The 14,840-nt window shown below is 65.1% G+C and carries 12 protein-coding genes; all 12 read left to right on the top strand.

Annotated features, from left to right (window positions below; genetic code table 11):
• Positions 1-120: 120 nt before the first annotated feature.
• The 12 genes from gyrA (at position 121) to U5817_RS20180 (ending at position 14,831) form a co-directional block, all read left to right on the top strand.
• Positions 121-2,733, top strand: coding sequence for a DNA gyrase subunit A (gene gyrA / locus U5817_RS20235; protein ID WP_407278572.1), 2,613 nt, complete (start codon positions 121-123; stop codon positions 2,731-2,733).
• Between the two features lie 25 nt (positions 2,734-2,758).
• Entirely contained in the window at positions 2,759-3,856 is a 1,098-nt protein-coding gene (gene serC / locus U5817_RS20230) for a 3-phosphoserine/phosphohydroxythreonine transaminase (RefSeq protein ID WP_169125924.1), read from the top strand.
• Positions 3,857-3,895: 39 nt separating this feature from the next.
• Complete coding sequence (pheA, locus tag U5817_RS20225) at positions 3,896-4,960, top strand: prephenate dehydratase (RefSeq protein ID WP_169125923.1); 1,065 nt, start codon at positions 3,896-3,898, stop codon at positions 4,958-4,960.
• 110 nt (positions 4,961-5,070) lie between these two features.
• Positions 5,071-5,973 (top strand): prephenate dehydrogenase, encoded by a 903-nt coding sequence (locus tag U5817_RS20220; protein ID WP_407278571.1) that lies wholly within the window; start codon positions 5,071-5,073, stop codon positions 5,971-5,973.
• A gap of 2 nt (positions 5,974-5,975) precedes the next feature.
• Complete coding sequence (locus U5817_RS20215) at positions 5,976-7,910, top strand: bifunctional 3-phosphoshikimate 1-carboxyvinyltransferase/cytidylate kinase (RefSeq protein ID WP_407278570.1); 1,935 nt, start codon at positions 5,976-5,978, stop codon at positions 7,908-7,910.
• A gap of 141 nt (positions 7,911-8,051) precedes the next feature.
• Positions 8,052-9,728: a 30S ribosomal protein S1 gene (rpsA, locus tag U5817_RS20210; RefSeq protein ID WP_169125920.1), complete on the top strand. Its 1,677-nt coding sequence runs from the start codon at positions 8,052-8,054 to the stop codon at positions 9,726-9,728.
• A 12-nt stretch (positions 9,729-9,740) separates the two neighbouring features.
• A complete protein-coding gene (locus U5817_RS20205) occupies positions 9,741-10,025 on the top strand; it encodes an integration host factor subunit beta (RefSeq protein ID WP_015437141.1) in 285 nt (94 codons plus the stop codon).
• A gap of 92 nt (positions 10,026-10,117) precedes the next feature.
• Positions 10,118-10,435: a lipopolysaccharide assembly LapA domain-containing protein gene (locus U5817_RS20200; protein WP_169125919.1), complete on the top strand. Its 318-nt coding sequence runs from the start codon at positions 10,118-10,120 to the stop codon at positions 10,433-10,435.
• Positions 10,436-10,439: 4 nt separating this feature from the next.
• Positions 10,440-11,615, top strand: a complete 1,176-nt coding sequence (gene lapB / locus U5817_RS20195) for a lipopolysaccharide assembly protein LapB (RefSeq protein WP_169125918.1) — start codon at positions 10,440-10,442, stop codon at positions 11,613-11,615.
• Positions 11,616-11,688: 73 nt separating this feature from the next.
• Positions 11,689-13,011, top strand: coding sequence for a UDP-glucose dehydrogenase family protein (locus U5817_RS20190; protein ID WP_407278569.1), 1,323 nt, complete (start codon positions 11,689-11,691; stop codon positions 13,009-13,011).
• A 112-nt stretch (positions 13,012-13,123) separates the two neighbouring features.
• Positions 13,124-14,014, top strand: coding sequence for a cysteine synthase CysM (gene cysM / locus U5817_RS20185; RefSeq protein ID WP_169125916.1), 891 nt, complete (start codon positions 13,124-13,126; stop codon positions 14,012-14,014).
• Between the two features lie 22 nt (positions 14,015-14,036).
• Complete coding sequence (locus tag U5817_RS20180; protein WP_407278568.1) at positions 14,037-14,831, top strand: 3'-5' exonuclease; 795 nt, start codon at positions 14,037-14,039, stop codon at positions 14,829-14,831.
• The last annotated feature ends 9 nt before the right edge of the window (positions 14,832-14,840 follow it).

Below are 14,840 nucleotides of genomic sequence, written 5' to 3'. Positions count from 1 at the left end.
CCGATTTAAGCACATGGGTCGGGGGCGAACAATTGCGCACCTGAACGGCGCGGGCGGGAGCCGCGGTCGGCGTGTTAAGATTTAACGTTTTTACCTCGCCGTTTTTGCCGTCGCCGCCAAATGACTTCGTTTGCCAAGGAAACTCTGCCCATCAGTCTCGAAGACGAGATGCGGCACTCCTATCTGGACTACGCGATGAGCGTGATCGTCGGGCGTGCATTGCCCGACGCCCGCGATGGTCTGAAGCCGGTGCATCGACGCGTGCTGTACGCGATGCACGAGCTGTCGAACGACTGGAACAGGCCGTACAAGAAGTCGGCCCGTATCGTCGGCGACGTGATCGGCAAGTACCATCCGCACGGCGACTCGGCGGTCTATGACACGATCGTCCGCATGGCACAGGATTTCTCGCTGCGCTACATGCTGGTCGACGGTCAGGGCAACTTCGGCTCGGTCGATGGCGACAATGCCGCGGCGATGCGTTACACGGAAATCCGGATGGCGCGCATCGGCCACGAGCTGTTGGCCGACATCGACAAGGAGACCGTGGACTTCGGGCCGAACTACGACGGCTCGGAGAAGGAGCCTCTGATCCTGCCGGCGAGGATCCCGAATCTGCTGATCAACGGTTCGTCGGGTATCGCCGTCGGCATGGCGACGAACATCCCGCCGCACAACCTCGGCGAAGTGATCGATGCCTGCCTGTTGTTGCTGAACGAGCCGGCGACCGACATCGAGGATCTGATCCGCGTCGTGCAGGCGCCGGACTTCCCCACCGCGGGCCTGATCTACGGCCTGTCCGGGGTGCATGACGGATACCGCACGGGGCGCGGGCGCGTGGTGATGCGCGCACGCACGCACTTCGAGGATCTGGAAAAGGGCAACCGGCAGGCGATCATCGTCGACGAGCTGCCGTATCAGGTTAACAAGCGCACGCTGCTGGAGCGGATCGCCGAACTCGTCAACGAGAAGAAGATCGAGGGGATCAGCGAGATCCGCGACGAGTCGGACAAGTCCGGCATGCGCGTCGTGATCGAGCTCAAGCGCAACGAGGTGCCCGAAGTCGTGCTGAACAACCTGTTCAAGCAGACGCAGTTGCAGGACACCTTCGGCATGAACATGGTGGCGCTGGTCGATGGCAAGCCGCGCACGCTGAACCTGAAGCAAATGCTGGAATGTTTCCTCGCGCACCGGCGCGAGGTCATCACCCGGCGCACGGTGTTCGAGCTGCGCAAGGCGCGCGAGCGCGGGCACATTCTGGAAGGCCTGGCGGTCGCGCTGTCGAACGTCGACGAGATCATTGCGCTGATCAAGGCGGCGCCGACGCCGGCGGACGCGAAGCGTGAGCTGATGGCGCGGCAGTGGCGTTCCGTGCTGGTCGAGGAGATGCTGACGCGCGCGCTGGCCGACAGTTACCGGCCGGAAGGACTGGCTGCCGAATTCGGGTTGTCGGCACAGGGCTACCGCCTCTCCGAGGCCCAGGCTCAGGCGATCCTGGAACTGCGCCTGCAGCGACTGACCGGTCTGGAGCAGGACAAGATCGTCGCGGAGTACCGCGAGGTCATGGATCTCATCACCGATCTGCTCGACATCCTCGCGAATCCCGCGCGCATCACCGCGATCATCGTCGAGGAGCTGGGCGCAATCCGCAACCAGTTCGGCGACCCGCGCCGCTCGGAGGTCGTGCTCAACACCGGCGAGATCAACATCGAGGACCTGATCGCTCCCGAGGACATGGTGGTCACGCTGTCGCACGGCGGCTATTTCAAGCGGCAGCCGCTGGCGGATTATCGCGCGCAGCGCCGCGGCGGGCGCGGCAAGCAGGCGACGGGGATGAAGGACGACGATTTCATCGACCACCTCTTCGTCGCCAACACGCACGACTACATCCTGTGCTTCTCCAGTCGCGGGCGCGTGTATTGGCTGAAGGTATATGAAGTGCCGGAAGGCACGCGCAATTCGCGCGGGCGCCCGATCGTGAATCTCTTTCCGCTGCTCGAAGGGGAGAAGATCAACGCGGTCCTGCCGGTGCAAACCTTCGACGACAATCACTTCGTGTTCATGGCGACCGCCGAGGGTACGGTGAAGAAGACGGCGTTGACCGCCTTCGCCAATCCGCGCAAGGCGGGCATCATCGCCGCGAGTCTGGATGATGGCGATCGCCTGATCGGTGTTGCGATTACCGACGGCGAGAGTGACGTGATGCTGTTCTCCGATGCCGGCAAGGCAGTGCGTTTCCCCGAGTCCGACGTGCGGCCGATGGGGCGCGAGGCGCGCGGGGTGCGCGGCATGACGCTGGAGGAAGGGCAGCAGGTGATCGCGATGCTCGTCGCCAAGCGCGAGGATCTGTGCGTGCTGACGGCGACCGAGAATGGCTACGGCAAGCGCACGCCGGTGGCCGAGTACACTCGCCACGGTCGCGGTACGAAGGGCATGATCGCGATCCAGACGTCCGAGCGCAACGGCCGTCTGGTCGGGGCCTGCCTGGTCGAGGAGACGGACGAGGTGATGCTGATCTCGACCGGCGGGGTGCTGATCCGCACCAAGGTGCAGGATATCCGCGAGCTCGGGCGGGCGACGCAGGGCGTCACGCTGATCAACCTCGATGCCAGCGATACGCTGGCGGGCATCGAGAAGGTGGCCGAGTCGGAGGCAGACGAGACGACGCTCGGCGAGCAGGCGGACTCCGCCGATGCTCAGGATGAGGCAGGCGACGACGTTCCCGCCGAATGAGACGCGCACTAGGAGTGACTGGATCATGACCCGGGTGTTCAATTTCAGTGCCGGTCCCGCGGCCTTGCCGGAGCCGGTGTTGCGCCAGGCCGCCGAGGAGATGCTCGACTGGCACGGCGCCGGCTGCGGCGTGATGGAAATGAGCCATCGCGGCAAGGAGTTTACGTCCATCATCGAGCAGGCCGAAGCCGACCTGCGCGAGCTGATGGCGATTCCACGTAACTACCGCGTGCTGTTTCTGCAAGGCGGGGCCACGCAGCAGTTTGCGCAGATTCCGATGAATCTGCTGGGCGGCGGTTCGGCGGACTATCTCGTGACGGGGACCTGGTCGCAGAAGGCGCACAAGGAGGCGCAACGCCTCGCGGGGGCGCTGGGTGGCAAGGTGCGTCTCGTCGGTAGCACGGAATCGTGTGGTTTCACTCGGGCATTGCGGGCCGACGAGCTCGCGCTCGATCCGGACGCCGCCTACGTCCATCTGTGCACCAATGAAACGATCCACGGTGTGGAGGTCGGCGATGACGACCTGCCTCGGTCTGCGGCTCCGCTCGTGGGCGACATGTCCTCGCACATCCTGTCGCGGCCGACCGACGTCAGCCGTTACGGCCTGATCTATGCCGGCGCGCAGAAGAATATCGGTCCCTCGGGGCTGGTCATCGTGATCGTGCGCGAGGACTTGCTGGGGCGCGCAAGCCCGCTGACGCCGACCGTGATGGACTACAAGGTCATGGCGGACAACGGTTCGATGCTGAATACGCCGCCGACGTACAGCATCTACGTCGCCGGGTTGGTGTTCCAGTGGCTGAAGGTCCAGGGGGGACTGGCTGCGATGGAGCGGCGCAACGTCGAGAAGGCGGCGCTTCTGTACGATTTCATTGACGGCAGCGGCTTCTACCGCAACATGGTCGAGGTTCGGAGCCGCTCGCGCATGAACATTCCGTTCCTGCTTCCGGACGACGCGCTGAACGATGCGTTCCTTGCGGGTGCGAAGGCCGCGGGGCTGACGCAGTTGAAGGGTCACAAGTCCGTCGGCGGCATGCGTGCCTCGATCTACAACGCGATGCCGGTCGAGGGCGTGCGTGCGCTGGTGGAATACATGCGCGGATTTGCCGCGCAACATGGTTGAAACGGCTTGAGCTGCCCCGGGCGGGGTGAAGAGGCGAGCATGAGCGACGAACTGCAGAATCTCAGGAACAATATCGACCGGCTCGACGAGGAGATCCTCGCGCGCCTTGCCGAGCGCGCGCGCAGTGCGCAGCGCATCGGCGTGATCAAGCAGGGGAACCTGTATCGCCCCGAGCGCGAGGCGCAGGTGCTGCGGCGCCTTGCCGCCGCGAACCCCGGCCCCTTGCCCGACCAGGCGGTGCAGCGGATCTTCCGCGAGATCATGTCGGCCTGCCTCGCGCTGGAGCATCCGACCAAGGTGGCCTACCTGGGGCCGGCCGGCACGTTCTCGGAGAGTGCCGCGCGCAAGCATTTTGGCGGCGCCGCGGCGCTGATGCCGACAGCGGCGATCGACGACGTGTTCCGGGCGGTGGAGGCGGGGAATGCCGACTATGGCGTCGTTCCCGTAGAGAACTCGACCGAGGGCGCGGTGGGTGGGGCGCTGGACCTGTTGCTCGCCAATCCGCTGAAGATCTGCGGCGAGGTGAACCTGCGCATCCATCAGCACCTGTTGTCGAAGGCCGAGGGGATCGGGGCGGCAAAGCGCCTGTATTCCCACGCCCAGTCGCTCGCGCAGTGCCATGAATGGCTCAACCGTAACCTTGCGCACCTGTCGCGCGTGCCGGTGGCGAGCAACGCCGAGGCCGCGCGCATGGCCTCCGAGGACCCGGAGTCGTGCGCCATTGCCGGCGAGGCGGCGGCAGAGCTGTACGGGCTCAACGTGCTGGCGGCGAACATCGAGGATGATCCGAACAATACGACGCGTTTCGTGGTGATCGGCGATCATGATGCGGGCCCGTCCGGCGAGGACAAGACTTCGCTCGTGTGCTCGTCGCTGAATCGTCCCGGGGCGATGCATGCGCTGCTCGAGCCTCTGGCGCGGCACGGCGTCGATATGACCAAGCTGCAGTCGCGCCCCGCGCGTGGCGGGCTGTGGGAGTACGTGTTCTACGTCGATATCGATGGCCATCGCGAGGATGCGAACGTCTCTGCGGCGTTGCAGGAACTCAACGAGCGCGCCGCGTTCGTCAAGATCCTTGGCTCCTATCCGGTGGCCGCGATCTGACGCGTCGCCTCGGGCGCGAGGCAGGCTGTCGTGCCGGACGTCCGGCGAGGCGTGCGTCTGCCTCGTCGGCAAGTGATGGATGAGGGACGCGGATCCCCGGAGTTTCGTACATGGGTGTTATCGACAAGCTGGTGGTGTGCGGCGTCGGCCTGATCGGCGGGTCCTTCGCGCTGGCGTTACGGCGGGCAGGAATGGTGCGGCGTATCGTCGGCATCGGGCGTAGCACGGAGTCCCTCGCGCGCGCGGTCGAGCTGGGGGTGATCGACGAGGCGTGTGGCGACTGGGCGTCCGCGCTCGACGGCGCGGACTTCGTGTTGCTCGCCCCGCCGGTCGGCCAGATGGACGCCGTCATGGCGGCGATGGCGCCGCATCTGGCGCCGGGCACGGTCGTCACCGACGCCGGCAGCACCAAACGTGACGTAATCGAGGCGACCTATCGTCATCTTGGCGGGCATCTCGCGCATACGGTGCCGGGGCATCCCATCGCCGGCGCCGAGAAGAGCGGCGTCGAAGCGGCTTTCGCGAGCCTGTACGACGGCCGGCGGGTCGTCGTCACGCCCTTGCCGGAAAACGAGCCGTCCGCCATCCTGCGCGTCCGCGAGGCCTGGGAGGCCTGTGGGGCCGTGATCCACGAGATGCCGCCGCAGGAGCATGACCGGGTGTTCGCCGCGGTCAGCCACCTGCCGCACCTGCTCGCATTCGGTCTCGTGCACGATCTTGCGGGGCGGGCCAACGCCGAGCAGCTGTTCAGCTTTGCGGCCGGCGGATTCCGCGACTTCACCCGTATCGCGGCGAGCCACCCGGAGATGTGGCGCGACATCTGCATTGCGAATCGCCAGGCGCTGCTCGCCGAGCTGGACCAGTACCTCGCCGAGCTCGCCTACATGCGCGCCTTGCTCCTGTCGGGAGATGCGGCTCGTCTCGAACAGCTATTCAGCGAAGCGCGCCATGCGCGCAACGTGTGGGGCGAGCAGTTCGCCAATTCCGCCAACCCTGCTGCAAGGTCGGAGTGACCATGGAATTTCTTGATTTGCCGCCGCTGCTCGGCGCGAGCGGGTGTGTCCGCCTGCCCGGATCCAAGAGCATCTCGAACCGTACGCTGCTGTTGGCGGCGCTGGCCGAGGGCGAAACCGACATTCGCGACCTGCTCGCGTCGGATGACGTCGAGCGCATGCTCGAGGCGCTGCAGGCGCTCGGCGTCGAATGGTCGCGCGACGGCGAGAGCGACAACTATCGCGTACGCGGCGTCGGCGGCCCCCTCCCGGTGAAGGCCGCCGATCTCTTTCTCGGCAATGCGGGGACTGCGTTCCGGCCCTTGACGGCGGCACTGGCGCTGTCCGGTGGCGAGTACCGGCTGTCCGGTGTGGCGCGCATGCACGAGCGCCCGATCGGCGATCTGGTCGATGGCTTGCGCGAGATCGGTGCCGATATCACCTATGTCGGCAATGAAGGCTTTCCGCCGCTCCACATTCGTCCGGCCGCGATCCGTCCCGGTGGCGTGGTGCGTGTGCGCGGCGACGTTTCGAGCCAGTTCCTGACGGCCCTGTTGATGGCGCTGCCGCTCACGGGTGTCGAGACGACGGTCGAGGTCGTCGGAGAGCTCATATCGAAGCCCTACATCGGCATCACCCTCGATCTCATGGCGCGTTTCGGCGTCGTCGTCGCGCGCGAGGGCTGGCAGCGTTTCACCGTGCCGGGCAACGCCCGCTATCGTAGTCCCGGCGTCGTCTTCGTCGAAGGCGATGCTTCGTCGGCCTCGTATTTTCTCGCGGCGGGCGCGATCGGCGGCGGGCCGCTGCGCGTTGAAGGGGTCGGGCGCAGCAGTATCCAGGGGGATGTGCGTTTCGCGGAGGCGCTCGAGCAACTCGGTGCCCGCATCGAGATGGGCGACAACTGGATCGAGGCGCGCGCGCCCGAAGGGGGGCGGCTCAAGGCCTTCGATCTCGATCTCAACCACATCCCGGATGCAGCAATGACCCTGGCGGTCGCCGCCCTCTTTGCCGACGGCCCGTGCCGCCTGCGCAACATCGCGAGCTGGCGGGTCAAGGAGACCGACCGCATCGCGGCGATGGCGATCGAGCTGCGCAAGGTCGGCGCCACGGTCGAGGAGGGGGCCGATTACCTGTGCGTGACGGCGCCTGCGCGGCTCGTCCCGGCGGCGATTGACACCTATGACGACCACCGCATGGCGATGTGCTTCTCGCTCGCGGCGCTGGGGGACTGCCGCGTTCGGATCAACGATCCGAAGTGTGTGAACAAGACCTTTCCGACCTACTTCGAGCGCTTCGCCGAAGTCACCCGCCCGGTGCCGGTCATCGCGATCGACGGGCCGTCGGCGTCCGGCAAGGGCACGGTCGCGGCGCGGGTGGCCGAAGCGCTGGGCTACCACTGCCTCGACAGCGGATCGTTGTATCGGCTCGTCGCCCTCGCGGCGATGCGGGCGGGAGTGTCCTTCGACGACGAGCCCGACGTCGCGGCGCTGGCCGGTTCGCTGCCGGCACGTTTCGCCGAGGGGCGCGTGTTCCTTGGCGACGAAGACGTTACCGAAGCCATCCGGACCGAGGAAGCCTCGGTCGGCGCTTCGAAAGTGGCGGTGTTGGCGGAGGTGCGTGCGGCCCTGCTCGACCGTCAGCGCGAATACCGTCATGCGCCCGGCCTCGTCGCCGAGGGGCGGGATATCGGTTCGGTGATCTTCCCCGATGCCGGTACCAAGTTCTTCCTGACGGCCACTGCCCAGGCGCGCGCGGAGCGGCGCTATAAGCAGTTGATCGAAAAGGGAATGGCTGCTAACATGGAAAGTCTTCTGAAGGATCTTCAGGATCGGGATGCGCGCGACGCCGCCCGGCCCGTGGCGCCCCTGCAGAAGCTGCCGGATGCGGTGCTTCTCGATACCACCGAAATGGACGTCGAGCAGGCCGTCGGCTTTGTGCTTGACCGGGTCCGCTCCTGACGGGGTGTTTCCGCTGAAGGTGGGTCGCCGGCTCCGGGTTCCGGGGCGATCCGTTCTTATCAATCTACCGCTGGTGGCCGCTTTCGGGCGGCTTTTGGATTTCAACTCCTTATGACCTCTGTTTCCTCCGTTTCCGATTCCATGGAAAATTTCGCCGCGCTGCTCGCCGAGAGTGAGGCCCGTCAGGACATGCGTCCTGGTGAAGTGATCACCGCCGAGGTGGTCAGCATCGACCACAACTTCGTGGTCGTGAACGCCGGCCTCAAGTCCGAGAGCTACGTTCCCATCGAGGAATTCCGCGACGACCGCGGTGAGCTCGAAGTCCAGGTTGGTGACTTCGTGCACGTCGCCATCGACGCCCTGGAAGACGGTTACGGCGAAACCCGCCTGTCGCGCGAGAAGGCCAAGCGCATCGCCGCCTGGAACGATCTCGAGAAGGCGCTCAACGAAGGCACGCTGGTCAAGGGCCTGATCTCGGGTCGCGTGAAGGGCGGTCTGACCGTCATGACCAACAGCATCCGCGCCTTCCTGCCGGGCTCGCTGGTCGACATGCGTCCGGTCAAGGACACCACGCCGTACGAAGGCAAGGAATTCGAATTCAAGGTCATCAAGCTCGACCGCAAGCGCAACAACGTCGTCGTGTCCCGCCGTGCGGTGCTCGAGGAGACGATGGGCGAGGAGCGTGAAAAGCTGCTGGCCAACCTCAAGGAAGGCACCGTCGTCAAGGGTATCGTCAAGAACATCACCGACTACGGTGCGTTCGTCGACCTGGGCGGCATCGACGGCCTGCTGCACATCACCGACCTGGCCTGGCGTCGTGTGCGTCATCCGTCGGAAGTGCTCAATGTCGGCGACGAGATCGACGCCAAGGTGCTCAAGTTCGACCAGGAAAAGAACCGCGTCTCCCTGGGCCTCAAGCAGCTGGGCGAAGATCCGTGGGTCGGCATCGCTCGCCGCTACCCGCAGGGCACCCGCCTGTTCGGCAAGGTCACGAACATCACCGACTACGGCGCGTTCGTCGAGGTCGAGCAGGGTATCGAGGGCCTGGTGCACGTGTCCGAAATGGACTGGACCAACAAGAACATCCACCCGACCAAGGTTGTCCAGCTGGGCGACGAAGTCGAAGTGATGATCCTCGAGATCGACGAAGACCGTCGCCGCATCTCGCTGGGCATGAAGCAGTGCATGTCGAACCCGTGGGACGATTTCGCGATCAACCACAAGAAGGGCGACAAGGTGCGCGGCCAGATCAAGTCGATCACCGACTTCGGCGTGTTCATCGGCCTGGACGGCGGCATCGACGGCCTGGTGCACCTGTCGGATCTGTCGTGGAGCGATACGGGCGAAGACGCTGTGCGCCGCTTCAAGAAGGGTGACGAGGTCGAGGCTGTGGTGCTGGCGATCGATGTCGAGCGCGAGCGCATCTCGCTGGGCGTCAAGCAGCTCGAAGGCGACCCCTTCACCAACTTCATCGCCACCCACGAGAAGAACAGCCTCGTGCGCGGTACCGTGAAGTCGGTTGATGCCCGTGGCGCCGTGATCGCGCTGAACGAGGATGTCGAAGGTTATCTGCGTGCTTCGGAAGCTGCCGCCCATCGTGTCGACGATCTGACCACGGTGCTCAAGGACGGCCAGGAACTCGAGCTGATGATCATCAACGTGGATCGCAAGACCCGTTCGATCAATCTCTCGATCCGCGCCAAGGACCAGGCCGAACAGAGCGACGCGATGCAGAAGCTGGCTTCGGATACCGCCTCCAGCGGTACGACCAACCTGGGTGCGCTGCTGAAGGCCAAGCTGAACGAGCAGAAGCAGTAAATCTGATCGGTCATGACCAAATCGGAGCTGATTGCGAGGCTCGCGGCGCGTTTTCCGCAGCTCGTCGCAAAGGATGCCGATTACGCGGTCAAGATGGTGATCGATGCGATGTCCGATGCGCTCGCGCGCGGGGATCGCATCGAGATCCGCGGGTTTGGCAGCTTTGCGTTGAATTACCGCCCGCCGCGTGTCGGGCGTAACCCGAAATCGGGTGACAAGGTGCATGTGCCGGAGAAGTACGTGCCCCATTTCAAGGCAGGCAAGGAACTGCGCGAACGCGTGGATATCGCGGGTTGAGCGTGGAGTTCCGAAATTTGCCTCGTGATCGACAGGGAAGGCGGCGTGAGCCGCCTTCTTTTTTGTCATCTGCTCGGGGATAATTCGAACCCATGCGTATCCTCATGTGGTTCTTCCGCCTTCTGTTGTTCTTCCTGCTGTTCGGATTCGCAGTGAAGAACGACCATCTCGTCGGCCTCAAGTTCTTCTTCGGAAGTGCCTGGCAGTTGCCGCTCGTTTTCGTAATCCTGGTGACCTTCATCGCGGGTGCCCTGCTGGGGGTGACTGCCACCTTCGGTTCGCTGCTGCGCCAGCGCCGCGAGATCGGCCGCCTGCGCCGCCAGCTCGCGCGCGCCGAGCGGGACCGTCAGGCCGCCCCGGGTGTCGCCGCTCCGCCCGCGTCCGAGATGCAGGCACCGGAAACCTTCTGAACCGATGGACATTGAACTTTGGTGGTTTCTTGCCCTGCCGCTGTTTTTCGCGCTGGGCTGGCTGGCCGCGCGCATCGACATCCGCCAGGTCGTGCATGAGTCGCGCGCGCTGCCGCGTTCCTATCTTTCTGGCCTGAACTTCCTGCTCAACGAGCAGCAGGACAAGGCGATCGATGCGTTCATCGAGGCAGTGAAGATCGATCCGCAGACGATCGAGCTGCACTTTGCGCTCGGCAGCCTGTTCCGGCGGCGCGGCGAGACCGACCGTGCCATCCGCATGCACCAGAATCTGGTGGATCGTGAGGACCTGTCCGAGGAGCAGCGGCTGCAGGCCTTGGCCGAACTCGGGCAGGACTACCTCAAGGCAGGCCTGCTCGATCGTGCGGAAGCCGTGTTCGCGCAACTGCGCAATTCCCGCCTCAACGATCTCGCCATGCGTTATCTGCTGGAGATCTACCAGCAGGAGAAGGACTGGGCGAAGGCGGTGGAAGCGGCCAAGGCCCTGCCCGATCACGAGAGTGTGATGTGGCGCAAGGAGGTGGCGAACTTCTACTGCGAACTTGCGACGTCGGCCCTCGCGAGTTCGAAGTACGAGGAAACGCAGAAGTATCTGGACGAGGCCTTCTCGATCAACCGGCGCTGCGTCAGGGCGAGCCTGGTTCAGGGCGACCTGCTGGCTGCGCAGGGGCGTTACGAGGAGGCGATCGACGTGTGGAAGCGCGTCGAGAGCCAGGATCCCATCTATCTGGCGCTGGTCGCCGAGCGCGTGATGGACGCGCATGCGAAGCTGGGGCGGGTCGAGCAGGGGCAGACGCTGTTGCGCTCATGGCTCGAGCGGCATGCCTCGCTGGATCTTCTCGACGAGGTCTTCCACTGGGAGCTCGAGAAGGAGGGGTCGCGCGCCGCGTACGATCTGGTGCGCGAGGAGTTGCGGCGCAATCCGACGCTGCTGGGTCTCGACAAGCTCCTGGAGGCGGCGCTGCTGCATGCGCCTTCCGAGCAGCGCGGCGACATCGAGCTGGTGAAGCAGCTCATCCACGGCCATACGCGCAGGGTGGCGCGCTACCGTTGCGCCGAGTGCGGCTTCAAGGCGCGCCAGTTCCAGTGGCGTTGCCCCGCCTGCGGCGGTTGGGAAACCTACCCGCCGCGGCGCACTGAAGAGTACGATCTGGCGCCGTGAGCGCCGCGCGCTGATCGAGGTTTCCGGCGGTTCGCGGAATGCGGGCCGCATTCCATTTCCCGTGGGGTAATTGATGAAGATCACCGTGGTCGGTACCGGTTATGTGGGCCTCGTCAGCGGCGCCTGCCTCGCCGACGTGGGTAACGACGTGCTGTGCCTGGATGTCGATCCGGCAAAGATTCGCATCCTGGAGGAGGGCGGGATCCCGATCCACGAGCCGGGCCTGCTGGAGATCGTGCGACGAAACGTCGCAGCGGGACGCCTTTCGTTCACCACTGATGTGGAAATGGCGGCCAGGTTCGGTGCGATACAGTTCATCGCCGTCGGCACGCCGCCGGACGAGGACGGATCGGCGGATCTTCAGTACGTGCTGGCGGCGGCGCGCAACATCGGCCGTCACATGGACGGTTATCGGGTGGTGGTCGACAAGTCGACGGTGCCGGTGGGCACGGGCGACAAGGTGCGTGCTGCGATCGCCGCCGAACTCGGGGCGAGGGGCGCCGGCCTTCCGTTCAGCGTGGTGTCGAACCCGGAGTTCCTGAAGGAAGGGGCCGCGGTCGAGGATTTCATGCGCCCGGACCGCATCATCGTGGGGGCCGAGGATGAGCGAGCGATCCAGGTGATGCGGGAACTCTACGGACCGTTCCAGCGCAACCACGAGAAGCTGCTGGTCATGGACGTGCGCAGCGCAGAACTGACCAAGTACGCGGCGAACGCGATGCTGGCGACCCGCATCAGTTTCATGAACGAGCTGGCGAACCTGGCCGAGGTGCTGGGGGCCGATATCGAGCTGGTGCGTCAGGGCATTGGCTCGGATCCGCGCATCGGCTGGCACTTCCTGTACGCTGGCTGCGGCTATGGCGGTTCGTGTTTCCCCAAGGACGTCAAGGCGCTGGTGAGCACCGGGCGCGAGCATGGACGGGACCTGCTGATCCTGAACTCGGTCGAGCAGGCGAACGACGCGCAGAAGCTGAGAGTGGTGGACAAGATCGTGGCACGCTTCGGATCCGATCTTTCGGGAATGCATTTCGGCTTGTGGGGGCTCGCGTTCAAGCCCAATACGGACGACATGCGCGATGCGCCGAGCCGGGTGGTGATTGGTGAGCTGTTCCGCCGCGGTGCAACGGTGTCGGCCTACGATCCGGTGGCGATGGGCGAGGCGCGGCGCATCTTTGGCGACGAGCCGCGGCTGCGTTACGTCGACCGTCCGATGGCGGCCCTCGAGGGGGCGGACGCGCTGGTGATCGTGACGGAGTGGAAGGAGTTCCGCAGTCCCGACTTCGGCCGGATCCGCGAGCTGCTGCGTCATCCGGTCGTGTTTGACGGCCGCAACATGTACGAGCCCGCGACGATGAAGCGCGCCGGCCTCGAGTATCACGGGATCGGTAGACGCTGACAGGCGCGCCGCGCACCGATGGCGCTATAAGCTTATGCCGGGGGGCGGGTTATCGATTCGGGGGGCGGCGGCTTAAGATCGGGGCGGACCAACCATTCCGGAACAAGGCAAGATGGATTTCAAGACGCTCGACGATTATGTGGGTCAGACTCCGCTGGTGCGCCTGCAGCGCATCGGGGCGGGGCGCAACAACGTGATCCTGGCCAAGCTCGAAGGCAACAACCCGGCCGGCTCGGTGAAGGACCGCCCGGCATTGTCGATGATCGTGCATGCCGAGCGGCGCGGCGACATCCGCCCCGGCGATACGCTGATCGAGGCGACGAGCGGCAACACCGGCATCGCGCTGGCCATGGCAGCCGCAATCCGCGGCTATCGCATGATCCTGGTCATGCCCGAGAACCAGAGCGTGGAGCGTCGCCAGACGATGCGCGCCTTCGGCGCCGAGTTGGTGCTGACGCCGCGCGAGGGGGGCATGGAGATGGCGCGCGACGTCGCCGAGCGCATGCGCGACGAGGGCAAGGGCATCATCCTCGACCAGTTTGCCAATCCGGACAATCCCTTGGCGCACTACGAGGCGACCGGACCGGAGATCTGGGAACAGACGGGCGGACGTATCACCCACTTCGTCAGCAGCATGGGAACGACGGGCACGATCATGGGTTGCTCGCGCTTCCTGAAGGAAAGGAAGCCTTCGATCAGCATCATCGGCTGCCAGCCCGAGGAGGGCTCGCAGATCCCCGGCATCCGCAAGTGGCCCGAGGCGTATCTGCCGCGCATCTACGAGAAGCCGCGCGTGGATGCGCTGGAGTACGTGAGCCAGGCCGATGCCGAGGAAATGACGCGGCGGCTTGCGCGCGAAGAGGGTATCTTCGCAGGCATTTCGTCGGGTGGGGCGATGCACGTGGCGGTGCGGCTTGCCGCCAGGCTGGAGAATGCCGTGATCGTCTCGATCGTGTGCGATCGCGGCGACCGTTATCTGTCGACGGGCGTATTCCCCGGCTGACGATCTTTCTGGAGACTCGCGGATGCCGGTGCTCGTATTCGATATCGAAACCATTCCGGATGTGGCCGGCATCCGTGTGCTCAACGGCCTGCCCGAGGACTTGAGCGACTACGAGGTCGCCGAGTTCGCGTTCCAGCAACGTCGCGCGGCGGGCGGGAGCGATTTCCTGCAGCATCACCTGCAGCGTGTGGTGACGATCTCCTGCGCGTTGCGCGATGGGAACCAGTTCCGCGTGTTTTCGCTGTCGGAGCCAGACAGCGGCGAGGGGGAGATCATCCAGCGCTTCTTCGACGGCATCGAGCGCTACACGCCTCAGATCGTGTCGTGGAACGGCGGCGGGTTCGACCTGCCGGTACTGCACTACCGCGGGCTGCGACATGGGGTGTCCGCTCCGCGCTACTGGGATCAGGGTGAGGGGGATTATCACGACTCGCGCGATTTCAAGTGGAACAACTACATCGGTCGGTATCACAGCCGGCATCTCGACCTGATGGATCTGCTGGCGATGTACCAGCCGCGCGCGAACGCGCCGCTGGATGAGCTCGCCAAGCTGATGGGCTTCCCGGGCAAGCTCGGGATGGACGGTTCGGCAGTGTGGCCGGCCTGGCAGGAGGGACGGATTGCCGAGATTCGCGACTACTGCGAGACCGATGTGGTGAATACCTATCTCGTGTATCTCGGTTTCCAGCGCATGCGCGGCCAGCTCGACACGGCGGCGTATGAGGCGGAGCTGGATGTCGTACGCCAGTCGCTCGCGCGCATCGATGCGCCGCACTGGAAGGAATTTCTCGCCGCCTGGCCGGCGGCTCACACATAGGGAGGTATC

Source organism: Aromatoleum evansii (assembly GCF_045689615.1).
Taxonomy (GTDB): Bacteria; Pseudomonadota; Gammaproteobacteria; order Burkholderiales; family Rhodocyclaceae; genus Aromatoleum; species Aromatoleum evansii.
Note: the sequence above shows the minus strand (reverse complement) of the source record. Positions and strands in the feature narration are given on the sequence as shown.